Origin of the sequence: Herbiconiux ginsengi, from assembly GCF_900107435.1 — a bacterium.
In the GTDB taxonomy this organism is placed as follows: domain Bacteria; phylum Actinomycetota; class Actinomycetes; order Actinomycetales; family Microbacteriaceae; genus Herbiconiux; species Herbiconiux ginsengi.
This window is the reverse complement of sequence record NZ_FNPZ01000002.1, coordinates 927189-949525: the sequence shown is the minus strand read 5'-3', so window position 1 is coordinate 949525 and position 22337 is coordinate 927189. Positions and strand designations below refer to the sequence as shown.

Below are 22337 nucleotides of genomic sequence, written 5' to 3'. Positions count from 1 at the left end.
CCCCGCCCGCCACCACCCATCCCGCCCGCCACCACCCACCTCGACCGGAGGACACGATGACCACCCTCGACGCCCGCTCCCTGGGCTCCCTCGATCCCGCCGTCGCACGGCCCGGCTACGACCGCACCGCCGTGACGCCGGGCATCGTGCACTTCGGCGTCGGCGCCTTCCACCGGTCGCACGAGGCGATGTTCGTCGACCGTGTGCTCCGCGCCGGCGCCACCGACTGGGGCATCGTGGGGGTCGGCACCCTGCCCGGCGACCGCGCCATGCGCGACGCCCTCAGCGCGCAGGACGACCTCTACACCCTCGTCACCACCGCCCCCGACGGGGCTGTCGAGGTGCGCGTCATCGGTTCGATCGTCGACTACCTCTACGCGCCCGAGCGGCCGGATGCGGTTCTCGCCGCCCTGCGCGACCCCCGCATCCGCATCGCCTCGCTCACCATCACCGAGGGTGGCTACGGCATCAACGACGCGACCGGCGCCTTCGAACCGCGGGATGCCGCGACCCTCGCCGACCTCGACGCGCTTCCGGATGGCGCGGTCCCGACGAGCGCCCTCGGCTTCCTCGTGATCGGTCTCCGGGAGCGGCGTGACGCCGGAGCGACGCCGTTCACCGTCATGTCGTGCGACAACATCCAGGGCAACGGCCGGGTGGCCCGGGCGGCCGTGCTCGCGTTCGCGGCGCGGATCGATCAGGGCCTCGCCGATTGGATCGCCGCCGAGGTGAGCTTTCCGAACTCGATGGTCGATCGCATCACACCGGCCACCACCGACGCGGGCCTCGAGCGGGTGTCGCGCGAGTTCGGCGTCGACGACCGCTGGCCCGTGCTCTCCGAGTCGTTCGTGCAATGGGTGCTCGAAGACGACTTCACCGACGGCCGCCCCGACTTCGGCGCCGTAGGCGTGCAGCTCGTGGCCGACGTCGAGCCCTACGAGGTGATGAAACTGCGGCTGCTGAACGCCTCGCACCAGGCGATGAGCTACCTGGGCCTGCTCTCGGGCGCCACGTATGTGCACGAGGTGTGCCGCGATCCGCTGTTCGCCCGCTTCCTCCTCGGCTACATGAACGAGGAGGCCCGGCCCACGCTCGCCCCGGTGCCGGGCGTCGATCTCGACGACTACACGGCCGAGCTCATGCGCCGCTTCTCGAGCGAGGCCATCCGCGACACGCTGATGCGTCAGATCGTCGACGGCTCCGAGCGCATCCCGAAGTTCCTGCTGCCGGTGCTGCGCGAACAGCTGCGCACCGGCGGCCCGATCGAGCGCTCGGTGCTCGTGCTGGCGGCCTGGAGTCGCTTCCTCGAGGGCCGGGCCGACAGCGGCGGCATCCTCGAGCCGGTCGACAAGCGGCTCGACGAGCTGCGGTCGGCCGTGGCCGGCGAAGCGGATGCCCCGGGCTCGTTCCTCGACTACGCCCCCGTGTTCGGCGACCTCGGCTCCGACGAGCGCCTCCGCTCGGCGTTCGTCGCCGCACGCGCACGTCTGGCCGCCCTGGGCGCCCGCGGCACCCTCGAGGCCCTCGCGGGGTAGCGCGAAGTGCCGCCTCCTGCGCGTGGAGTGCGCGCTTTGCGCGACCTGGCGACGCTGGGGGCGCGTGGCTGGCCTGGGAGGTGCTCGCGGGGTAGCGCGAAGTGCCGCTTGTCGCGCGTGGAGTGTGCACTTAGCGCGACCTGGCGAGGGGCCGGGACGTCGATGTGCGGCGCTCAGCGCGGGTCGGCGTGGTCGTGCGAGGGGCCGTCCGCGAGGGCGAGCCGGAAGCCGCCGCCGGGCTGGAGCACGACCCGCAGCTGGAACAGGCCGTCGACCAGGAGGTCGGCGTCGAGCTCGTGCTCGTCGTGGGTGCCGACGATGCCGACCGTCGTGCATCCGGCCGCCCTAGCGGCGGCGAGCCCGGCGGGCGCATCTTCGAAGACGACGCAGTCCGTGGGGTCGACGCCGAGGCGTTCCGCGGCGAGCAGGAAGGGCTCCGGATGCGGCTTGCCGTGCGTGACGTCGTCGAACGTCACGCGCACGACGGGCGGGGTGAGGCCGGCCGCGCCGATGCGGTTGCCCGCGATGAGCCGCGTGCCGCTCGTGACGATGGCGCGCGCCGAATCGGGAAGCGAATCGAGGAGGGCGGCCGCGCCCTCGAGGGCTACCACGCCGTCGAGATCGGCGGCCTCGATCTCGGTCACGCGGGCGAGCGCCTCCGCGGCGAGGTGATCGGGGAAGCCAGCCGCGATGACCTGCGATGCCGGCCGCCCGTGACCGGACGCGAGCAGATCGGTCTCCAGCCCGTACTCCCGGCCGAGCTGCGCCCAGGAGCGGACGACGGCCGGTGTGGAGTCGATGAGCGTTCCGTCGAGGTCGAACAACGCCGCGTCGAAGGTGCGCGCGAAGACGGGGGAGTCGGTGGGCAGCGTCCGGCCGCCCCCGACGGATCGGGCACTGAGGTCCCGGTCCCTGTCGTCGCGGGCGCCGTCGTCGACACCGCTGCCGCCGGGGCTGCCGCTCTTGTCCGTGCTGCCGTTGTGGCGGCCGACGTCGCGGGCGCTGTCGTCGACGCCGCCACCGTCGTGGCTGCCGCCCCCGTTTGCGCCGCCACCGTCGTGGCCGCTGCCCCCGCCTGCGCCGCCGTCGTTGACGCGGCCGTCGTCGGCGCGTCCGGCTTCGACCCCGAGCCGCGCGAGCACATCGGCGAGCTGCTCGGCCGTCGGCCGCGACGCGTCGACGCCGAGGTGCGGCACGACGGGCGCGTGCCCGGCGGGCGGGTCGACGACGTGCGAGTCGCGGTCGGCGGACCGGAGCCGGCGTCGCTCGGCGAGCAGCTCCGGACTCGCGACGAGCCACACCACCACAGGCGCGCTCCCCGCCGCCTCGATCAGCTGCTCCCACTCCGGCCCGCCGAGCAGTTCGGCCGTGAACGGCGCCACGAGCACGGCGCTCCCGCCCGCGCGCACCTGGTCGGCCAGCGCGGCGCGCAGAGCGGCGTATCGGGCCGGCCGCACGAGCCCACGGAGGGCCGGATCGTTCCAGTGCGCGCCGCCTGCGAGCTCGGCGCCCAGACCCTCCAGCAGCGGGTTCGTGAGGGTGTCGAGATCGAGCAGAGCGGCACCGAGCGAACGGGCGAGTTCGAGGCCGAGGGTGCTCTTGCCGCTGCCCGCGGCACCGGCGACGACGACGATCATGCTGCTCCCGGGTTTATCGAATCGAGACCTGACGACCACTTGACAACGTTGTCGCCGTGTGGCCAGTATAGGCGGACAACGCAACGACGAGGTGCGGGACTTCTCACCTCGACGGTCATGACAACGCTGTCACTGGAGGTGGACAGAATGCCGAAGATCTCAGGATCTCGCCGCCCCGGCATCAAAGACGTCGCCGCCAGCGCGGGTGTCAGCATCAAGACCGTCTCGCGGGTCGTCAACGCCGAAGAGGCGGTGCATCCGGAGACCCGGGCCCGCGTTCTGCACGCCATCCAGGTTCTCGGCTACGTGCCCAACACGGCGGCGCGCTCGCTCAAGTCGGGCACCGGCGGCGCGATCGGCGTGGTCATCGACACCCTGGCCGACCCGTTCTTCGCCGCGCTCGTGAGCGCCATCGAGACCCGGGCGCTCACCGAGGGCCTCAGCGTTCTGGTGGCGTCGTCGAATCTCGACGCCGCCCAGGAGCGCGAACAGCTGCTCAGCCTCGTCGCCGGGCACCAGGTCGCGGGCGTGATCTTCGCACCGGTGGCTCCCGAACAGCCCTACCTCGACCCCTACCGCGCCGTCACGCCCGTGGTGGCCGTCGACCGCTCGCGTGCCGGCTACGACAGCATCGTGGTCGACGACTACGGCGCCACGGTGCTCGCCGTGCAGCAGTTCGTCGATCTCGGCCACGAACGCATCGCCTTCTTCGACCGCGACGAGCGCTTCTCCACCATCGAACGACGGATGAGCGGCTACCTCGACGTGCTGCGCGACGCGGGGCTCCCGTTCGATCCCGAACTCGTCTCCGAGACCATCGACGGCAGCCTCGACTACCGCAGCGAGGCCGACCGGCTGCTCGCCCTCGACCGCCCCGCCACCGCCTTCTTCGCCTCGAACGCGAAAGCCGCGATCGGTCTCACCGCCGCCCTGCACCGCACCCACCGTCAGGACACCGCGATGATCGCCTTCGGCGATTTCTCCTTCGCCGACGTGGTGCGTCCCGGAGTCAGCTGCATCGACCAGGATCCCTTCCTGATCGGCAACGCGGCGATCGAGCGCCTGCTGGCTCTGCGTGAATCGCCGTCCGGTGAACCGCGCGAGTGGATCGTGCCCACCGCCCTGCTGCAGCGCGGCTCGGGCGAGATCGCCGCCCCGCTGCCCGCCCGGGCAACCGCCTCGGCATCCGGAGCAGCACCCGCATCCGGAGCAGCACCCGCATCCGCATCCACCACCACGACCCGAGGAGACGCCCGATGAAGCCGGCTGTCCTGGCCCCCAATCTGATCGACCACTTCTACCGAGGTGGCGACCGGATCGCCCGCCTGCGCGGCATCGAGCAGACCAGCGACTTCCAGCCCGAGGAATGGCTGGCAGCCACCGTCTCGCGCGCCGGACAGGGTGACATCGGCCTGGCCCGCACCGAAGACGGCGAGCTGCTGCGCGACCTCGTCGCGGGCGACCCGGCGGCCTGGGTGGGCGCGGATCACGCCGACGCGGCGAACGCCTCCGACACCGGCGTCCTGGTGAAGCTGCTCGATGCCCGCCAGCGCCTCCCCGTGCACGTGCACCCGTCGCGCTCCTTCGCCGCGAGCCACCTCGACTGCCCCTACGGCAAGACCGAGGCGTGGTTCGTGCTCGACGCCGAGCCCGGCTCGGCGGTGCACCTGGGGTGGAAGGAGGCCGTCGACCGCGACGAGCTCGACCGGCGACGCGACGCGCAGGACTCCGAATGGATGCTCTCGCGGATGAATCGGATCGAGGTCTCCCGCGGCATGGGCGTGCTCGTACCCGCCGGAACCGTGCACGCCATCGACGCCGGCATCTTCGTGGCCGAGGTGCAGGAGCCCACCGACTTCTCGATCGTGCTCGAATGGTCGATCACCACCTCGACCCGCGAGGAGTCGCACCTGGGACTCGGCTTCGACGCGGTGATGCCGGCCGTTTCCACCGATGCCCTCGGCGCAGGCGCGCTCGCCGCGCTGATCAGCCGTTCCGACCTCGACGCCCGCGGCGACCAGGCCGTGAGCCTGCTCGCCCCGGCCGCCGACCCCTACTTCCGGGTGCTGCATGCGGCTCCCGGAACCGGCGGCGTCCCGATCGCCGCCGGGTTCTCCGTAGTGCTCGTGCTCGCCGGCGACGGCGTGCTCGCGGGCGACGAGGAGTTCCCCGTCTACAGCGGCCAAGCACTCGCCGTCCCGGCCGGATTCGGCGCCTGGGAGGTTCGAGGGCCGGCGAGCGTGCTGGTCGCCGCCCCCGGCATCGGCTGGCCCCGATCACTCGCCGAAGGGACGGTCGCATGACCCGCGCCCGACGAGACGGACAACAGGAGCATCCCCTGACCATCACACAGACCCACCCGCAGGCCGAAGACGGCCGGAAAGGAGTGAACTGACATGAGCACACCGGTATTGGAGGCACGAGGCATCTCCCGGGCGTTCGGACACGTCCGTGCGCTCGACGACCTCGACTTCGAGGTCTACCCCGGCGAAGTCACCGCCCTGATCGGCGACAACGGCGCCGGCAAGTCCACCCTGGTGAAAGCCCTCTCGGGCAACCTCGCCATCGACACGGGCACCATCACGTTCGAGGGCGAGGAGATCCAGCTCACCACACCGATGCAGGCGAGCGCGCTCGGCATCGAGACCGTGCACCAGGATCTCGCCCTCGCGCCCCACCTCGACCCGGTGCAGAACATGTACCTGGGTCGCGAGGTGATGAACAAGGGCATCGCCGGCTTCTTCGGAACCATGAACACGAAAGCCATGGCGAAGGAGTCGCGCCGCGCCTTCGACGAGCTGGGCGCCACCGTGCGCTCGCTCACCTCGCCCGTCGGTTCGATGTCAGGCGGTCAACGCCAGGCCATCGCCATCGCCCGTGCCGTGCACTGGGCGAACAAGGTGGTGTTCCTCGACGAGCCCACCGCGGCCCTCGGCGTGCGCCAGACCAAGAACGTGCTCGAGACGATCCGCCGCGTTCGCGACAAGGGCATCGCCGTGGTCTTCATCAGCCACTCGATGCCCCACGTGATGGAGGTCTCCGATCGCATCCAGGTGCTCCGGCTCGGCCACCGCGCCGCGTCGCTCGACGCCAAGGACACGAACATGGAAGAACTCGTCGGCCTGATGACCGGCGCGAGCACGAGGGGTGCAGCATGAGCGACGACGTGAGAGAAGACGACATCAAGAAGGCCGAGTTCGGACCGGAAGCCGGGCCCGAGACGATCTCCATCAACATGGCCGTCGAACGGGAGAGCAAGAGCCGGGTGCCGCGGATCTTCAAGGCGCAGGCGTTCCAGATCTTCATCGTTCTGATCGTCATCGTCATCATCTTCAGCATCATGGCGCCGAACACCTTCGCGCAGCTGTCGAACCTGCGCCTCGTGGTGCAGAACGCCTCGATCCTCGGTGTGCTCGGTGTCGGCATGACCTTCATCATCATCACCTCGGGCATCGACCTCTCGGTCGGCTCGGTGCTGGTCTTCTCCGGCGTCGTCTCGGCGATGGTGATGCGGGCCGTCGGCGGCGACGGCTGGGGGGTGGCGACCATCGGCATCCTGGTGGCGATCGCGTCGGGCCTGGCCTGGGGAATCTTCAACGGCCTGCTGATCTCGAAGGCGAAAGTGCCGCCCTTGATCGTGACGCTGGGTTCGCTCGGTATGGCCCTGGGCCTCGCGCAGATCATCACCGGCGGTATCGACATCCGCCAGGTGCCCTCGGTGCTGACCTCCACGATCGGGTACGGCAACGTGCTCGGCGGCATCCCGATCATCTCGGTGATCGCCCTGGTCGTGATCCTGATCGGCGCGTTCGTGCTGCACAAGACCAAGTTCGGTCTCTACACCTACGCGATCGGCTCGAGCGAGGAAGCCGCGCGCCGCGTCGGCGTGAAGGTCGACCGGCACCTCATCAAGGTCTACGGGATGTCGGGAGCGCTCGCGGGTGTCGCGGGCATCCTCTCGCTCTCGCAGTTCAGCACCACCGCGATCGCGGGTCAGTCGCAGACCAACCTGAACGTCATCGCGGCGGTCGTCATCGGCGGAACGTCGCTCTTCGGCGGTTACGGAACGATCTTCGGCACCGTCGTGGGTCTGTTCATCCCCGCCGTGCTGCAGAACGGCTTCGTCATCACCGGCGTGCAGCCGTTCTGGCAGCAGGTCGCGGTCGGCGCCGTGCTGATCGCCGCGGTCTACGTCGACCAGGTCAGGCGGGCCTCCGCGGCCCGCGGGGCCTCCACAAGCCTCTGGCGGCACTTCTTCGCCAGAAGGAAGAACACATGAGAACAGCATCAAGGAATTCAGCACCAACCCTGAATGCATCACTAGTAGAAGAAGGACAGGTATCACGATGAAGTGGAACAAGAAGGCTCTCGGCGTCGTCGCCCTGACCGCGGCGGCCGGCTTCGCTCTGGCGGGCTGCTCGAGCGGAGGCGGCGACTCGACCTCGACCGACAGCGCCAGCGGCGGCTACAAGATCGCGTTCGTGCAGGGTGTGGCGGGCGACGAGTTCTACATCTCCATGCAGTGCGGCATCGAAGCCGCGGCCAAGGAGGCCGGCGCCACGGTCACCACCCAGGGTCCGGAGAAGTTCGACCCGACCCTGCAGAAGCCGATCGTCGACTCGGTCGTCGCATCCAAGCCGGATGCGCTGCTCGTCGCCCCGACCGACGTCACCGCGATGGAGGCCCCGCTGAAGGCGGCCGCCGACGCGGGCATCAAGGTCGTGCTGGTGGACACCACGGTCGACGACCCGTCGTTCGCCGTGTCGGCCATCGCATCCGACAACGTGGGCGGTGGAAAGGCTGCATTCGAGGCCATCCAGCAGGCGCACCCCGATGGCGGCAAGGTGCTCGTCGTCTCGGTCGACCCCGGCATCTCCACCACCGACGCTCGCGTCGAGGGCTTCCAGAAGGCCGCCGAAGCCGCCAGCGGCTTCGACTACCTCGGCGTGCAGTACAGCCACAACGAGCCGGCCACCGCGGCCGAGATCGTGACCGCTGCTCTGCAGAAGGACCCTGACATCGTGGGTATCTTTGCCGCGAACCTGTTCGCCGCCGAAGGAACCGCGACCGGTGTCCAGCAGGCCGGCAAGCAGGACCAGGTGACCATCGTCGGCTTCGACGCCGGGCCCGCCCAGGTCGAGCAGCTGAAGGCCGGTACGGTTCAGGCGCTCGTCGCCCAGGAGCCGGCCACCATCGGCAAGGACGGCGTCGAGCAGGCCATCGCGGCGCTGAAGGGTGAGACGACCGAGCCGGAGATCCAGACCGGATTCACCATCCTCACGAAGGACAACATCGACGGTGAGGGAGCGGACGCGGTCTACAAGTCGAGCTGCTAGCCAGCTGCCGGGGGCGCCGTGCTTCGCGCGACGTCCCCGGGTCGCGCCGGTCCTTGCCCGGCGCTCCGCGACATGTTCGGCTTCGGTCGCAAGCGGCCGAGGCCTCACCCTGGGTCGTCGAAAAAGGCCCGCAGCTTTCATTGCCCTTCCCAGATCGATCGGGACGGGAATAAGGCCTGCGGGCCTTTTTCGACGACCGAGAATGGCCCGCGGGCGTCATTGCGCTTCCCAGAACGATCGGGACGGGAATGTTAACTGCGGGCCTCTTTCGACGGCCCAGAAGGCTCGCGGCCCTTCGTTGCGCTTCCCAGATCGATCGGGACGGGAATGCTGGCTGCGGGCCTTTGTCGACGGTCGGGAAAGGCCCGCGGGCTTCGTTGCGCTTCCCGGATCAATCGGGACGGGAACGCTGGCTGCGGGCCGCGCTCGACGACCCGGGGTGAGCGCGCGGCCGGAGGGTCCGACCGCAGGCCGGGCCCTCCGACCGCACGCGAACATGTCGCCTCGCGCCGCAGTAGCGGCGGCGCGAGCAATGAGCGCCCGACAGGCCGAAGGCCTGCCGGGCGCGGAGAATATGGCGAGCCAGTCCCCGGTCAGCTCAGGCCACCAGCTCCAGCAGCCGCCGCACCTCGGCGGCCACCGCGTCACGGGCCGGCCCGAGGTACTTGCGCGGGTCGACCAGCACCGGGTCGCCGTCGAGGATCTCACGGATGCGCCGGGTGAAGATGCCGTTGATGTGGGTGGAGATGTTGATCTTGCGCATCCCGTTCCCCACGGCACGCACCAGGTCGGCATCGCTCACGCCGCTCGACCCGTGCAGCACGAGCGGCACCGGAACGGCCGCGGCGAGCTCGGCGATGAGGCCGAAGTCGAGCGTGGCACTGCGCGACGTCATGGCGTGCGAGCTGCCGACGGCAACGGCGAGCCCGTCGACGCCGGTCGCCGCCACGAAGGCGGCGGCCTCGGCCGGATCGGTGCGCACACCGGGCGTGTGCGCTCCGCCCTTGCCGCCGATGGCGCCGAGCTCGGCCTCCACCCAGACGCCGCGTGCCTGTGCGGTGCGGGCGACGGCCGCCGTGCGGGCGATGTTCTCGTCGTCGGGCAGGGTGGCCGCGTCGAACATCACCGAGGTGGCTCCGAGCTCCACCGCCTCGAGCACGAGCGCCTCGTCTTCGGCATGATCGAGGTGAACGGCGGCGTCGACGCCCGCTCCCTGCGCGAGCGTCAGCGTGGCGGCCAGGATCGGCGCCAGCCCCCGGTGGTAGCGGGCGGCGTTCTCGGAGATCTGCAGCACCACGGGCCGGCCGGCCGCCTCCGCACCGCGCACGATGGCCTCCGCGTGCTCGAGCTGGATCACGTTGAAGGCGAGCACCGCGCGCTCGCGGTTCAGGATGTCGCCGGTGGAGACGAGGGTCATGACGGGGGTCCTCTCAGGGGTGGGGCGGGAGCGGGGCGAGCACGAGACCCGGCCCGTCGGCGGCGACCGCATCGGCTGTCGCCGGGTCGAGCCGGGAATCGGTGACGACCAGGTCGAAACGGTCGAGGCCGGCGAATCGGCACAGCGACCGGCTGCCGAACTTGGTGGCGGTGACGGCGAGGATGCGCCGGGAAGCGGCCGCGAGCATCCGTCGCTTCACCGCTGCTTCCTCCGGCAGCGTCGTGAATGCGCCCTCGCCGGCCACCACCCCGTTCGCGCCGAGCACCGCCACGTCGGCGTGCAACTCGGCGAGCCGCTGCTCGGTCCAGGGGCCGACGACCCCCTGCGTCACGGGGCGCACCGCGCCGGGGAGCGCCAGCACGGTCATGGTGGGGTGCGGCCCGAGCAGGGCCGCGACCGGCAGGCTGTTCGTGACCACCACGATCGACCGCGGGGTGGGGATGTCGGAGGCGAGCAGGGTGGCGATCTCCAAGGTCATCGATCCGGAGTCGAGCAGCAGCACCCCCTCGTCGGGGAGCTCGGCCACCACCGCTCGGGCGACGGCCCGGCGTTCGTCGGACTCCGCGAGGCCGCGCTGCTGGAGGGTGGGCTCGAAGGGGGCGCGCGGCAGAAGCACCGCGCCGCCATGGCGCCGGCGGAGGAGTCCGCGCCGTTCGAGGGCGCCGAGGTCGCGGCGCACCGTTTCGGCGGTGACGCCGAGCGACTCGCTCAGCTCCTGCACGCCGACCTCGCCGGCGTGCGCCCGGGCGGCGGCCAGGATGGCGGCGTGGCGCTCCGCTGGGTACATCGTGTCTCCGTCGCTCGGTCGGTTCGTGCACACTCTACCCGAATTAGTCCGTATAGCCCTCCAGAAGTGACCGAATGAGTTGGTATGCTGAGGCAAACAGACGGATTCGGGCGAAACGCGCATCCGTTGTCCTCGATCGGAGAGAGACCTCATGGCTTCAGATCGCATGGCGCGCTACGTGCTCGGTGTCGACGCCGGGCAGACCGCGGTGAAGGCGGTGGTGCACGACGAGCGCTTGCGGGCGGTGGGTGTCGGCCGGCGGTCGAGTCCGGTCGACCGCAGCGTGCCCCGCCACGCGGAACGTCCACAGGATGCGCTGTGGAGCGCGGCGGCGGAGGCGATCGCCGAGGCGGTGGCGGCGTCGGGCGTCGATCCGCAGCAGATCGTGGCGGTGGGCATCGCCGGGCACGGTGACGGCCTGCATCTCGTCGACGCGGCCGGGGCGCCGGTCGGCCCGGCCATCACCGCGATGGATTCGCGGGCCCACGCCGAAGCCGACGAACTGTCGGCCGACCCCGAGCGGATGCGCGTGGTGCTCGAGCGCTCCGGCCAGGAGCCGACACCGGGAGCCGCGGGCAACCTCCTGCGCTGGCTGCTGCGGCACGACCCCGAGCGGGTGCGGGCGGCGGATGCGATGCTCTTCTGCAAAGACGTGATCCGGTTGCGGCTGGCCGGCGGCATCGCCACCGACTACTCCGACGCCACCGCCTCGTTTCTCGACACGGCGACCGCGAGCTGGAGCCCTGAGGTTCTCGAGGCCTACGGGCTGCCCGCCGACCTGATGCGGCTGCTGCCGCCACTGCATTCGAGCGGCGACATCGTGGGCCACGTGCTGCCCGCGGCGGCGGAACTCACGGGGCTGGCGGTCGGCACGCCTGTGGTGGCGGGGATGCACGACGTGCAGGCCGCGTCGATCGGCATGGGCGCACTCGTGCCGGGCCGGCTGGCCCTGGTGGCCGGGTCGTTCAGCACGAACGGGGTCACCACCACGCGCCCCGACGTCGATCCACGCTGGCAGTCGCGGCTCTCCATCCGGCCCGACCTGCGCATCGCCATGTCGACCTCGGCAACGGCCTCGCCCTCGCTCGACTGGGTGCTGCGCCTCCTCGGCGTGCGCGACGACGCGGCGCGCGACAGGTTGTTCGCCGAGGCGGCCGCGCTCGATCCGCAGGAACAGGTGCCGCTCGTGCTGCCCTTCCTCTTCGACTCGCCGCTCGGCGCCGCGAGCTCGGCCGCGCTCGCGGGGGTGCGGGGTTGGCACACGCCGGCGCACGTGCTGCGCGGAACGCTCGAGGGCATCGTGCTGATGCACATCTGGCACACCCGGGCCCTCGGCGAGCGGTTCGACTGGGAGGAACCCGTGGTGCTCGGCGGCGGCATCGCCCGGGCTCCGCTCTACGTGCAGCTCGTGGCGAATGCGCTGCGCTCGCCGGTGACGGTGGTGCAGAACGAGGAGGCGGGCGCCTTCGGGGCGGCCGCGGTCGCGGGCACCTCGGTGGGGCTGTTCGCATCGGTCGAGGCCGCGCAAGAACTCGTGGAGCGCTCGGTGCCGGTCGTGCCGACCGCGGAGTCGGCGGGCTACTGGGCGGGCGTCATCCGCTCCTTCGACGAGGCGACCGAGGCGCTCGGCCCCTGGTGGGCGGCACGGGCGCGGGAGGAGGCGGCACAGGCGGCAGGGGATGTGGATGGCGTCGAAGCGGCCGGCTCGGGCGAGGGCGGCGCATGACCTCGGCGACACCGACCAGTTTGGGCACCGGTCAGAAGACTTCCGGCCCGACGCCGGGCGCGAGCAGCGCGGTGCGGTCGCGTCGCGCCGGAATCCTCGCATCGCTGGCCGACGCCGGCCGGGTCGAGGTGGGCGAGCTCGCCCGCACGCTGGGCGTGGCCGAGGAGACCGTGCGGCGCGACCTCCGCTCGCTCGAAGCCGCAGGCCTCCTGGTGCGCGCGCACGGGGGAGCGATTCCGCCGGGAGCGGATGGCGCGGTAGTGGCGGCGGCCCCGGATGCGTCCGACGCTGCCGAGAGCATCCGTGCGCTGGCCCTCGCCGTTCTCGAGCTGCTGCCCGACCATGCTGGTGTCTACCTCGACGGTGGACCGGTGGGCGAGGCCCTCGCGGCGATGCTGCCCCCCGGACGGGGAATCCGCATCGTCACCGCCTCGGTTCCGGTCGCGCTGGCGGCCGCGGCAGTGCATGAGCCGTCCGAGATCCACCTGCTCGGAGGCGCCGTGGGCGCCGACGGCGGCGCCACCGGGGTGTGGGCTCGCGACCTCGCCGCGACGCTGAGCCTCGACCTCGCCGTGATCGAACCCACCGGCCTCGGCGCGAACGGACGGGTGCTCGCCGTGGATCCGGATCGCGCGGCCGTCACCGAATCCGTCGCGGCGGTCGCCGGGAGGGTGCTGCTGATCGGCGGTTCGCATGGCCTGTCCGCCGCGGGTCTCGCCGGCTCGATCCCGCTCGCCGCAGTGGACGAGGCCCTGCTCGACCCCGCATCCGCGACGCGCGACCTCCTGCAGCGCCTCGCCGAAGATGGCGTGGCGGTGCGCGTTGTCGAGGGCGGCACGGTCGTGCGCGTCGAACGCGGCGACGACGTGCGCGACGTCGCCGAAACCATGGATGCGCACCCCACCGAAGGAGTGCCCGCATGAGCGGCATCGTGACCCTGACGCCCGCACCGGCGATCGATCTCACCTACCACCTCCCGCACCTCGCCCTCGGCGAGGTCAACCGCGCCACCGCTGTCAACACCGAATTGAGCGGCAAGGGTGTGAACGTGGCCCGGGCCGTCGCGCTCTCCTCCGTGCCCGTCTCGGCCGTGCTCGCTCTCGGAGCGCAGGGGGCGGCGCTCGCCGAACAGGGCGGATTCGCAGGCCTGATCGCGGGCGTGCCCGACGAGGGTCGCACTCGTGTGAACACGACGCTGCTCGACGCATCCGGAGTCACCACCAAGGTGAACGAGGGGCCGGTGCCCGTCGACGCCGGCCTCTGGGCCGCCCTGGTCGAGCGCACCGAGTTCGAGTTGGAGCGCCTCGACGCCGAGTGGCTCGTGATCTCCGGATCGATCCCGCCGCTGGCCGGGTCGGGGCGGCCGGTGCCGTTCCTCGATCTGGTGCGTCACGCATCCGCTCGGGGCGTGCGCGTCGCGATCGACACGGCGGGGGCGGCGTTGCGCGACGTGACCGCCGATCTCGGGCCGGTCGCGCTGATCAAGCCCAACACCCACGAGCTCGCCGAGCTCACCGGCGTCGCCTTGCGCACGATCGGCGATGTGACGGATGCCGCCCGGCGCCTGCACGAGGCCGGCTGCGAGTTCGTCTACGTGAGCATGGGCGCCGACGGTGCCCTCTGCGTCTCGGCGGCCGGGGTGCATCACGCCAAGGCGGTGGCCACCGTCGTCAACACCGCCGGTGCGGGCGATGCCTCGCTGGCCGGGTTCCTGGTGGGATCGTCGCGCCCCGACGGCACGGTCGACGTTTCCGCCGGCCTGCAGCTCGCGGCCTCTTGGGGAGCGCTCGCCGTCTCCCAGGCCACGACCCTGCTCTCCTCGGTAGCCGAGGCGCCCCCGGCGACCCTCACCGCGCATCCCGACCCCGCGACCCCTCTCACCGAGCCCGCCACCCCCTGAGACCCCTCGCCGACCCGTCACTTTCTGCCGCTCAGACCGCGCCAGAGCGACAAGAACTGACGGGTCGGTGTCGATGGGCGGGTCAGAGGATGCGCGGCACCGTCGAGCGATAGGGATCGAGCCGGGGGTCGGCGGGGTCGAGCTCCGTCACCAGCACGTCGATCCGATCGAGCGTGAGCGCCCGCACCCGCGCCCGCGACTGCAGCTTCGAGGCGTCGACCGCGAGAATCACCGAGGCCGAGGCCCGGGCCATCGCATCCTTCACCGCCGCTTGCGCCAGGGTGCTCTCGCTGGTGCCGCTGTCGCCGTGCACGCCCAGCGCGGAGAGGACCGAGCAATCGAAGTGGAAGGCCGAGAACGCCGAGATCGTGAGGGCGCCGACGAGGCTGAGGTTCTGCTCCTCACGCTCGCCACCCGTGAGGTAGCTTCGCACGTTCGGCTTGCGGGCGAGGGCGTCGAAGGCGCTGAGCCCGTTGGTCACCAGGGTGAGCCCGCTGGTCGCCGGCACCGCGTCGGCGAGCACGTAGGCCGTGGTGGAGGAGTCGAGGCCGACCGCTCCGCCGTCGGGCAGGAGGGGCAGGATCTTCGCGGCGATCCGCTCCTTCGCCCGCAGATTGCGGCCCTGGCGTGTGCCGAACGCGTCGATCTGCACGGGAACGATTCCGCCGCGCACCCGGCGCACCCGGCCCGCGCTCTCGAGCAGCTCGAAATCGCGGCGGATGGTCATCGGATGCACGCCCCACATCGCAGCGGCCTCCGCCAGCTGCAGGCTGCCGCGCTCGTCGGTGAGTTCGAGCAGGGCGGCACGGCGCGTCTCGCCGTCGAGGGTGCCCTTCAGTGCCATGCCGTGCTCCTTCGTCGAATGGATCGGATGCCGATCCCACCGTGCCGGATTCCCACCTTGCCGGATCTTGTTCGTCAATGCTACATTTCACAAGAAATAACATCGCGTGCGGCGCACCGGGTGCCCGGGCCGTGCCGCCACCGTTCACGAGGGAGTGACATGCCTGCTGCCGCATCGTCCTCGCGTGCCTACGCCGCCGTCGACCTCGGCGCCACGAGCGGCCGTGTGATGCTCGGCACGGTCGAGGCCGGTGAGGTGCGGATGACGGAGGTGCACCGTTTCGCGAACGGCCCCCACGCCGATTCCCTGCGACCGGGCGCCACCTTGCGTTGGGACGTCGAGCGGCTGTTCGACGAGACGCTCACCGGTCTCGCGGCGGCCGCACGCGCCGCCGCAGCGGAGGGTCGTGTGCTCGCGGGCATCGGCGTCGACAGCTGGGGCGTCGACTACGGCCTGCTCGATCCCGCACCCGTCCCGGCCGCCGACGCCGACACCCGGGCTACCGCGGGTGTCGGGGCCGTCGACATCCCGGGCCGCGACGCGGACACCCTGGCGCCCACCGCGGTCGGGGCCGCGGCCATCCCGGCCCGCGACGCGGACACCCTGGCGCCCACCGCGGTCGGGGCCGCCGCCATCCCGGCCCGCGTGCTCTCGGGTCACGTCGATCACTATCGCGGCGCCGATCCCGCCGGCCCCGCGGATGCGGCCATCGCGATCCCCGCCGACCGCGTCTACGCGATCTCGGGTGTCCCCGCGCAGCCCATCAACACGTCCTACCGCCTGCGTGCCGAGCTGCTCCGTGGCGCGACCGGCGGCACTCTGCTCCTCGTGCCCGACCTCTGGGTGTTCCTGCTCACGGGCGAGGTGGGCGCCGAGCGCACCATCGCGTCGACCACGCAGCTGCTCGACGCCCGCTCGGGTGAGTGGTCGCCGGAGCTCATCGACGGCTGGGATCTCGGTGGCTTCACCTTTCCCGATCCGCTCGCGGCCGGTTCTCCCGCGGGCGTCACGCTCCCGCAGATCACCGAGCGGATCGGCAGCGCTGCCCCCGTGCCGGTGTTTCGCGTGGCCGAGCACGACACCGCCTCGGCACTGGCTTTCGCCGAGCCGGATGCCGCGCAGCTGCTGGTCTCGAGCGGCAGCTGGTCGCTCGCCGGCCTGTGCCTCGAGGCGCCCGGGCTGAGTCGCGAGGCCCGCGAGGCGGGATTCACGAACGAGAGCGGGGTCACCGGATCGACTTTGCTGCTGCGCAACCTGGCCGGGATGTGGCTGTTGGTGGAGTGCGCGCGGCAATGGTCGGACGAGCTCGGACATCCGCTCGATCCGATCGCCCTGGTTCAGGAGGCGGCGGCGCGCGGTGACCTCGCAGCACCCGTCTTCGACGTCGGTGACGAACGCCTGCTCGCCCCGGGTGACATGCCCGAGCGCATCGCCCGGCTGTGCATGGAGTCGGGACAGGCGCCGCCCGACGGGATGCTCGGAACGGTGCGCAGCATCGTCGAGAGCCTGGCCGCCGCCTACGCGGAAGCGGCGCGAGCGGTCTCGCGGCTCACCGGATCGCCGGTGCGCGGCGTGCGGATCGTCGGCGGCGGATCGCGCAACGAGCTGCTCTGCCGCCGCACGGCCGAGCTCACCGGACTGCCCGTGATCGCCGGCCCCGCGGAAGCGTCGGCGTTCGGCAACCTGGCGGTGCAGCTCGTCGCGGCAGGGGAGTTCTCGAGCCTGGCGGCCGTGTACGTCGCCGGCGGAGCGGCCGGTGGCGGTATCGCGCAGTACGAGCCGTCGTCGCGACCGCGGCACCCCGACCCCCTCACCGAAAGGACGACGGCGTGACGAATTCCCCCGCGCTCGGTGACACTGCGGCCGGCGGCACCGCGCTCAGCGACGCTGCGCCCCGCGACGTCGCGGCCGGCGGCCCCGCACCCGGCGACGCGGTGACCGGCGGCAGCGCGACGACGGACAGTGCCACCGCCGCTCTCGTCGAGCTCTCCCGTCAGCTCGGCCGGCCGGATCGACGCTGGGCCGTGCTCGCGGAGGGCAACGCCTCGGTCACGCTCGGCGATGGGCGGATGCGCGTGAAGGCCTCCGGGGTGTCGATGGCGATCGCCGAGCCGGGCGACTTCGTCGAGATGGACACCGCCGCGGTGCTGCGGCTGGTGGACGCGGCGGAGGAAACACATCCGGATGACCGTGGCGCCGGCGACCTCGGCGACGCCGTCACCCGCCCCGCCACCGACACCACCGCCGACGACGAGGCCGTGCGCGCGCTCTTCGCCGCGGCCTCCCCGGGTGGACGCCGCCCCTCGGTCGAGGCCCTGCTGCACGCGGTGTGCCTCGACCTGCCCGGTGTCGACGCGGTCGGGCACACGCATCCGGTGCCGGTGAATGCGTTGCTCTGCTCGCCGCTGGCGTCGTTGCTGGTCGACGGATCGCTGTTCCCCGACCAGATCGTGGTGCTCGGCACCGATCCGCTGCTCGTGCCCTACCTGGACCCCGGCCTGAAGCTCGCCCGAGCGGTACGACGGATGCTCCGCGACCGTATCGCGGCGACGGGGGCGGCTCCGAAGGTGGTGTACCTGCAGAACCACGGGATGTTCGCCCTCGGTGCGAGCACCGCCGAGGTGCTGCAGGTCACCGAGATGGCGGTGAAGGTGGCGGAGGTGATCCTCGGATCGCTTCCCGCCGGCGGCCCGGTCTTCCTCCACGCCGCCGACGTGGCGCGCATCGACACCCGCCCCGACGAGCTGCTGCGACGGGCGGCGCTGGCCGCGGCGACCGCGGCACCCGCGCCTGTCGTCGCCCCGACCGGTCCCGCCCGCACCTCTGGATCCACCACCCCCGACACCCTTACCGACCGCACCCCGGATGGAGCGATCCGATGACCATCACTGACGCACCGGGCGGCCGCATGCAGGGCCGCGTGGCTCTCATCACCGGCGCCAGCTCCGGCATCGGGCGTTCCTACGCCCACGCGCTCTCCGCCGAAGGCGCCGAACTCGTGCTCGTCGGCCGCTCGGAGGAGCGGCTGCGCCTCGTGTCCGACGCCCTGCCCGGACCCTCGCGCATCGTGGCCGGCGACGTGTCCCGTGCCGCCGTCTCCGAGGAGGCGGTGCGAGTGGCGCTGGCCGAATTCGGCCGCCTCGACGACGTGCTCGCGAACGCCGGACTCTACACGGGCGGCGACTTCGTCGACACCGATCCGGCGACCATCGAGCACCTCGTGTCGGTGAACGTGTTCGGAGCCATGGCCACCGTGCGCGCTGCGCTGCCGCACCTCATCGCGGCGGGAACGGGCGACGTGCTGGTGACGAGCTCGGTCTCGGGTCACCAGGACATCCACTGGGAACCCGTCTATTCCGCCACGAAACACGCGATGCAGTCGTTCGTGCACACCCTGCGGCGGCAGCTGGTGGGCTCCGGAGTGCGGGCCGGTGCGGTGGCGCCCGGTGTGGTGCTCAACGAGCTGTGGGGATTCGCGGAGGGCGCCGACGGCGTCGCCCAGAAGGTGGGCGACCGCACCGGCATCCGCTCCGAGGATGTCGCCGACGCCGTGCTGTTCATGCTGACCCGTCCGCGGCACGTCACCATCCGCGACCTCGTCATCCTGCCGACCGACCAGGAGATCTGATGGGCCCGGTGCTGAGCGCCCGCATCCGGTCGGTCCGCACCTGGCCTACGCGTACCTGGCCCGCCTCCACCCCGCCTAGCTCCACTTCGCCCACCTCCACTCCGCCCACCCCCACGAAGGAGCCCTGATGTTCGACGACCTGAAAGGCCGCACCGCGGTCGTGACCGGAGGAGCCCGCGGGCTCGGTTACTCGATAGCGACGGCCCTGGCAGGCCAGGGCGTGAACGTCACCCTGCTCGACCTGCTGCCGATCGTGGAAGAGTCGGCCGAGCGGCTCGCGGCCGATTCGGGTGTGCAGACCCGCGGGTACCCGGTCGATGTGACGGATGCCGACGCCGTCGACCGCGCGTTCGCGCGCGCCGAGGAAGAGCTGGGCACCGCATCCCTGCTCGTCACCGCGGCGGGCATCACCATCTGGGGCGAGAGCGTCGACGTGCCGCCCGAGATCTGGCGCAAGGTGCTCTCGGTGAACCTCGACGGCACCTTCTTCGCCGCGCAGTCGTTCGGTCGGCGTGCGCTCGCGGCGGGGCTGCCGTCATCTGCGGTGTTCATCTCGTCGATGTCGGCGTTCATCGTGAACCAGCCGCAGTTCCAGGCCTCCTACAATGCGTCGAAGGCGGCCGTCAGCCACCTCGCGTCGTCGCTCGCAGTGGAGTGGGCGTCCGCCGGCATCCGGGTGAACGCGATCGCGCCGGGCTACTTCCTCTCCGATATGACGCGCGAATTCACCGAGGCGAACCCCGAGTTGGCGGCGCAGTGGGTCGGCACCATCCCGGCGGGGCGCATGGGGCAGCCCGAAGACCTGCACGGGCTCGTCGTGTACCTGGCGTCGGATGCCTCGTCGTACCTCACCGGCCAGAGCATCGTGATCGACGGCGGCTACACCGCCGTCTGAGGCCCCACGCCTCATTTCGGGAGGAGCTCAGCCGAACCGACGCCGTTTTCAGCCTCGGTCTGGCTGAGCTCCTCCCGAATGGGCGGACGCCTCGGCCTGAGTGGGGAGACGGCGCGGCACGGAGCCGGAAGGAATTCCGAAAGAAGGCATGACATCGATGACATGACTGTGTTAGAGTCACCATGACATCGATGACATGGCGGTCGAAGCAGACGCGGCAGTCATCGCCCCACCGCAGACTTCCGCAGGAGCCCACCGTGACCACCACCCTCGTCGCCGGCCTCGACCTCGGCAGCACCGGAGTGAAGATCCTGGTCGCCGACGACGCCGGCGCCGAGGTGCTCATCCGCCAGCTCCCCACGCCCTGGCGTCCGGGCCCCGGTGGCACCACCACCATGGACGCCGTCGACCTCCTCGCCACCGTGCACGAGCTGCTCGCCCTCGCCGCCACCGGGCTCGCCGACCTCCGTGGCCCCGACGCCCGCATCGAGGCCATCGCCGTCTCGGGCATGGGGGAGTCGGGCATCGTCCTCGGCGCCGACGGCAGCCCGATCGCACCGGCCATCGCCTGGTTCGACCCGCGCGGCGCCGAGCAGGTCGAGGCGCTGCCCGCGAGCATCCGCACCGAGTTCGCCGGCCGCACCGGCCTCCCGCTCGGCGTGCAGGTCTCGGTCATCAAGCTCCTGCACCTGCGCGACGCGGGCCTCGACCTGCGGGGCGCGCAGTGGCTCAACCTGCCCGAGTTCGTCGTGGCGAGCCTCGGCGGTCGTGCGGCGGCCGAGTACTCGCTCTCCTCCCGCACCGGCCTGCTCGATCAGGACACCGGAGCACCCTGGCCCGAGCTGATGGCCCACCTCGGGGTGACCGACGACTTCCTCCCGCCCTTCGTCGACGCCGGCACGCCGCTCGGCGAGGCCACGGCGCCCGGTCTCCCGGCATCGGTCGCCGGCGCCCGCCTCAGCGTGGCCGGCCACGACCACCTCGTCTCCGCCGTCTCGACGGGCGAGTTCGCGGATGACCGCTACCACGTCTCCATGGGCACCGCGGAGGTTCTGCTGCGCGTGCTCGACGAGCCCCTGCCGTTCGACGCCCGCGATCGCCTGGCCGAGTACTTCATCAACTGCGTGCGCCATGTCGTCCCGGGCAAATGGGTGCTCGTCGCCGGCGTGAAGACCGGCTTGCTCATGCGCCGCACCTTGCACCTCGTGGGGGTGACCGACCGCGACGGGCGCGACGCGCTCGACGCCGCCGTGATGGAGCAGCCCGTCGAGGGCGTGCTGCAGCCGGGCGACGTCGACGTCGCCGGAGCCCGCAACGACGACGGCGTGCTGCGGCTCGTGATGCATGCGGATGGCGCGGGCCCCGCCGATCTCTTCAGCGCGGTGCTGCGCCACGGCAACGACGAGATCGCCGTGCTGATCGACGCGATGGACCGCGATGTCCCGCCCGCGACATCCGCTCTGCTCACCGGCGGCTGGGCGAGCATGCGCTCGGTTCGTCGCGCCCGCGAGCAGGTGCTGCCGAACGTGCGTGTCTCCGATCGCTCGCAGGACACCGCCTACGGCGCCACCCGTTTCGCCGCCCGCCTGCTCACCCCGATCCTGTCCCACCCCCTCACCAAGGAGAACCTCCCGTGAACGAACTGAACTCACTCGAACGCCGCGCGATGGCCAAGATCTCGACGCCCGCCGGCGGGATGCTCATCGTCGCCGCCGATCAGCGCAACGGCATGAAGGCCGTCATGAAGGACGCCCCCGGTGGCGCCGACTCGATCACCAAGGACGGGCTGGCCGACGCCAAGTCCGACCTGCTGCGCCACCTCGGCAACGCGGCTCCCGCGATCCTCCTCGACGCCGAAACCGCCCTGCCGCGCGTCGTCGACGACGGCACCCTCGCCCGCGACACCGGCCTCGTGGTCGCACTCGACGCCTCCGGCTTCGCCACCGAGAACGGCCTGAAGCGCACCCGCTACGTCGAGGGCGTGACGCCGCGCCGCGTGCGCGAGCTCGGTGGCGACGCCGCGAAGATGCTCTGGTACCTCCGCGCCGACCGTCGCGACGACGAGACCGTCGTGCTCGAAGACATCGCGCGCCTCGTGAAGGAGTGCGAGGCCGAGGGCGTGCTGCTCATCGTCGAGATCCTCACCTACCAGCTCGACGGCGAGACCGACGAGGAGTACGCGGCGATCTTCCCCTCGCTCATCGAGGGTGCGGCCGAGCTCTCCGTCGCCGCCGGCGCGAAGGTGCTGAAGCTGCAGTACGCGGGCTCCGCCGAAGGATGCGCCGCCGTCACCGCTGCCGCCCAGGGCGTGCCGTGGGCCGTGCTGTCGGCGGGCGTCGACCACGAGACCTTCGTGGGACAGGTGCGCACCGCCGTCGAGAACGGCGCCCGCGGCGCCATGGCCGGCCGCTCGCTCTGGAAGGACAGCCTCTCGATCTCCTCGGAGACCCGCGAGGACCTGCTCACCGGCCGCGCCCTGCCCCGCCTGCTCGAGCTCGAATCCGTGATCGACGGCGTGCTCGCCGGCCCGGTCGGAGCAACCCGCCCGTAGACTCTCTCGGGCGACGACGGATGCCTGTCGTCGCCCGGGGAGCAGGCCGCACCGAGTCGG

General features: G+C 71.6%; 19 protein-coding genes. 15 read left to right on the top strand and 4 right to left on the bottom strand.

What is annotated here, in order from left to right; all coding sequences use genetic code 11:
• On the top strand, positions 1 to 1535 hold a 1535-nt coding region (locus tag BLW00_RS12785), incomplete at its 5' end, for a mannitol dehydrogenase family protein (protein ID WP_322788341.1).
• Positions 1536 to 1708: 173 nt separating this feature from the next.
• On the opposite strand, the gene BLW00_RS12780 is transcribed toward BLW00_RS12785, so the two are convergent.
• Positions 1709 to 3172: an HAD-IA family hydrolase gene (locus BLW00_RS12780; protein ID WP_092554586.1), complete on the bottom strand. Its 1464-nt coding sequence runs from the start codon at positions 3170 to 3172 to the stop codon at positions 1709 to 1711.
• 147 nt (positions 3173 to 3319) lie between these two features.
• Between BLW00_RS12780 and BLW00_RS12775 the strand changes: the two genes are divergently transcribed.
• The 5 genes from BLW00_RS12775 (at position 3320) to BLW00_RS12755 (ending at position 8508) form a co-directional block, all read left to right on the top strand.
• Positions 3320 to 4432 (top strand): LacI family DNA-binding transcriptional regulator, encoded by a 1113-nt coding sequence (locus tag BLW00_RS12775; protein WP_175494242.1) that lies wholly within the window; start codon positions 3320 to 3322, stop codon positions 4430 to 4432.
• A complete protein-coding gene (locus BLW00_RS12770; RefSeq protein ID WP_092554582.1) occupies positions 4429 to 5475 on the top strand; it encodes a class I mannose-6-phosphate isomerase in 1047 nt (348 codons plus the stop codon). Before BLW00_RS12775 ends, BLW00_RS12770 begins: the two co-directional genes overlap by 4 nt.
• 93 nt (positions 5476 to 5568) lie before the next feature.
• Positions 5569 to 6330, top strand: a complete 762-nt coding sequence (locus BLW00_RS12765; protein WP_092554580.1) for an ATP-binding cassette domain-containing protein — start codon at positions 5569 to 5571, stop codon at positions 6328 to 6330.
• Positions 6327 to 7451: an ABC transporter permease gene (locus BLW00_RS12760; protein WP_217634360.1), complete on the top strand. Its 1125-nt coding sequence runs from the start codon at positions 6327 to 6329 to the stop codon at positions 7449 to 7451. Before BLW00_RS12765 ends, BLW00_RS12760 begins: the two co-directional genes overlap by 4 nt.
• 67 nt (positions 7452 to 7518) lie before the next feature.
• On the top strand, positions 7519 to 8508 hold the full coding sequence (locus BLW00_RS12755) for an ABC transporter substrate-binding protein (protein WP_092554578.1): 990 nt from the start codon (positions 7519 to 7521) through the stop codon (positions 8506 to 8508).
• 598 nt (positions 8509 to 9106) lie between these two features.
• Here BLW00_RS12755 and BLW00_RS12750 read toward each other — a convergent pair.
• Positions 9107 to 9925: a class II fructose-bisphosphate aldolase gene (locus tag BLW00_RS12750; RefSeq protein WP_092554576.1), complete on the bottom strand. Its 819-nt coding sequence runs from the start codon at positions 9923 to 9925 to the stop codon at positions 9107 to 9109.
• 13 nt (positions 9926 to 9938) lie between these two features.
• Positions 9939 to 10733 (bottom strand): DeoR/GlpR family DNA-binding transcription regulator, encoded by a 795-nt coding sequence (locus BLW00_RS12745; protein ID WP_092554574.1) that lies wholly within the window; start codon positions 10731 to 10733, stop codon positions 9939 to 9941.
• Positions 10734 to 10884: 151 nt separating this feature from the next.
• Here BLW00_RS12745 and BLW00_RS12740 point away from each other — a divergent pair, with 151 nt between their 5' ends.
• Genes BLW00_RS12740 through BLW00_RS12730 form a run of 3 tightly spaced genes read left to right on the top strand, consistent with a single transcriptional unit; the run spans position 10885 to position 14359 of the window.
• A complete protein-coding gene (locus BLW00_RS12740; RefSeq protein WP_092554572.1) occupies positions 10885 to 12459 on the top strand; it encodes an FGGY-family carbohydrate kinase in 1575 nt (524 codons plus the stop codon).
• The gene (locus tag BLW00_RS12735; protein ID WP_092554570.1) at positions 12456 to 13382 is read left to right on the top strand and encodes a DeoR family transcriptional regulator; all 927 of its coding nucleotides are present in this window, start codon (positions 12456 to 12458) and stop codon (positions 13380 to 13382) included. The genes BLW00_RS12740 and BLW00_RS12735 overlap by 4 nt, the downstream gene beginning before the upstream one ends.
• The gene (locus tag BLW00_RS12730) at positions 13379 to 14359 is read left to right on the top strand and encodes a 1-phosphofructokinase family hexose kinase (RefSeq protein ID WP_092554568.1); all 981 of its coding nucleotides are present in this window, start codon (positions 13379 to 13381) and stop codon (positions 14357 to 14359) included. The genes BLW00_RS12735 and BLW00_RS12730 overlap by 4 nt, the downstream gene beginning before the upstream one ends.
• Positions 14360 to 14441: 82 nt before the next feature.
• Here BLW00_RS12730 and BLW00_RS12725 read toward each other — a convergent pair whose 3' ends face one another.
• Positions 14442 to 15203 carry a DeoR/GlpR family DNA-binding transcription regulator gene (locus tag BLW00_RS12725; RefSeq protein WP_092554565.1) on the bottom strand — a complete coding sequence of 254 codons (762 nt, stop codon included), beginning with the start codon at positions 15201 to 15203 and terminating at the stop codon, positions 14442 to 14444.
• A gap of 159 nt (positions 15204 to 15362) precedes the next feature.
• On the opposite strand from BLW00_RS12725, the gene BLW00_RS12720 reads away from it, so the two are divergent.
• The 6 genes from BLW00_RS12720 (at position 15363) to BLW00_RS12695 (ending at position 22277) form a co-directional block, all read left to right on the top strand.
• Entirely contained in the window at positions 15363 to 17036 is a 1674-nt protein-coding gene (locus BLW00_RS12720; protein ID WP_092554563.1) for a rhamnulokinase, read from the top strand.
• Positions 17033 to 18085 carry a class II aldolase/adducin family protein gene (locus tag BLW00_RS12715; protein ID WP_217634359.1) on the top strand — a complete coding sequence of 351 codons (1053 nt, stop codon included), beginning with the start codon at positions 17033 to 17035 and terminating at the stop codon, positions 18083 to 18085. The genes BLW00_RS12720 and BLW00_RS12715 overlap by 4 nt, the downstream gene beginning before the upstream one ends.
• The gene (locus BLW00_RS12710) at positions 18082 to 18831 is read left to right on the top strand and encodes an SDR family oxidoreductase (RefSeq protein ID WP_217634358.1); all 750 of its coding nucleotides are present in this window, start codon (positions 18082 to 18084) and stop codon (positions 18829 to 18831) included. The genes BLW00_RS12715 and BLW00_RS12710 overlap by 4 nt, the downstream gene beginning before the upstream one ends.
• A 127-nt stretch (positions 18832 to 18958) precedes the next feature.
• Positions 18959 to 19726 carry an SDR family oxidoreductase gene (locus BLW00_RS12705; RefSeq protein ID WP_245741551.1) on the top strand — a complete coding sequence of 256 codons (768 nt, stop codon included), beginning with the start codon at positions 18959 to 18961 and terminating at the stop codon, positions 19724 to 19726.
• A gap of 257 nt (positions 19727 to 19983) precedes the next feature.
• On the top strand, positions 19984 to 21363 hold the full coding sequence (locus BLW00_RS12700) for an FGGY-family carbohydrate kinase (protein WP_217634357.1): 1380 nt from the start codon (positions 19984 to 19986) through the stop codon (positions 21361 to 21363).
• On the top strand, positions 21360 to 22277 hold the full coding sequence (locus BLW00_RS12695) for a hypothetical protein (protein WP_217634356.1): 918 nt from the start codon (positions 21360 to 21362) through the stop codon (positions 22275 to 22277). Before BLW00_RS12700 ends, BLW00_RS12695 begins: the two co-directional genes overlap by 4 nt.
• Positions 22278 to 22337: the final 60 nt, after the last annotated feature.

Excerpts from the sequence above, each read along its gene's own strand:
- BLW00_RS12710 (WP_217634358.1), top strand. The coding sequence starts at position 18,082 with ATGACCATCACTGACGCACCGGGCGGCCGCATGCAGGGCCGCGTGGCT.
- BLW00_RS12705 (WP_245741551.1), top strand. The coding sequence starts at position 18,959 with ATGTTCGACGACCTGAAAGGCCGCACCGCGGTCGTGACCGGAGGAGCC.
- BLW00_RS12780 (WP_092554586.1), bottom strand. The coding sequence starts at position 3,172 with ATGATCGTCGTCGTCGCCGGTGCCGCGGGCAGCGGCAAGAGCACCCTC.
- BLW00_RS12745 (WP_092554574.1), bottom strand. The coding sequence starts at position 10,733 with ATGTACCCAGCGGAGCGCCACGCCGCCATCCTGGCCGCCGCCCGGGCG.
- BLW00_RS12735 (WP_092554570.1), top strand. The coding sequence starts at position 12,456 with ATGACCTCGGCGACACCGACCAGTTTGGGCACCGGTCAGAAGACTTCC.
- BLW00_RS12775 (WP_175494242.1), top strand. The coding sequence starts at position 3,320 with ATGCCGAAGATCTCAGGATCTCGCCGCCCCGGCATCAAAGACGTCGCC.
- BLW00_RS12725 (WP_092554565.1), bottom strand. The coding sequence starts at position 15,203 with ATGGCACTGAAGGGCACCCTCGACGGCGAGACGCGCCGTGCCGCCCTG.
- BLW00_RS12750 (WP_092554576.1), bottom strand. The coding sequence starts at position 9,925 with ATGACCCTCGTCTCCACCGGCGACATCCTGAACCGCGAGCGCGCGGTG.
- BLW00_RS12720 (WP_092554563.1), top strand. The coding sequence starts at position 15,363 with ATGCCTGCTGCCGCATCGTCCTCGCGTGCCTACGCCGCCGTCGACCTC.
- BLW00_RS12760 (WP_217634360.1), top strand. The coding sequence starts at position 6,327 with ATGAGCGACGACGTGAGAGAAGACGACATCAAGAAGGCCGAGTTCGGA.
- BLW00_RS12755 (WP_092554578.1), top strand. The coding sequence starts at position 7,519 with ATGAAGTGGAACAAGAAGGCTCTCGGCGTCGTCGCCCTGACCGCGGCG.
- BLW00_RS12730 (WP_092554568.1), top strand. The coding sequence starts at position 13,379 with ATGAGCGGCATCGTGACCCTGACGCCCGCACCGGCGATCGATCTCACC.
- BLW00_RS12770 (WP_092554582.1), top strand. The coding sequence starts at position 4,429 with ATGAAGCCGGCTGTCCTGGCCCCCAATCTGATCGACCACTTCTACCGA.
- BLW00_RS12765 (WP_092554580.1), top strand. The coding sequence starts at position 5,569 with ATGAGCACACCGGTATTGGAGGCACGAGGCATCTCCCGGGCGTTCGGA.
- BLW00_RS12740 (WP_092554572.1), top strand. The coding sequence starts at position 10,885 with ATGGCTTCAGATCGCATGGCGCGCTACGTGCTCGGTGTCGACGCCGGG.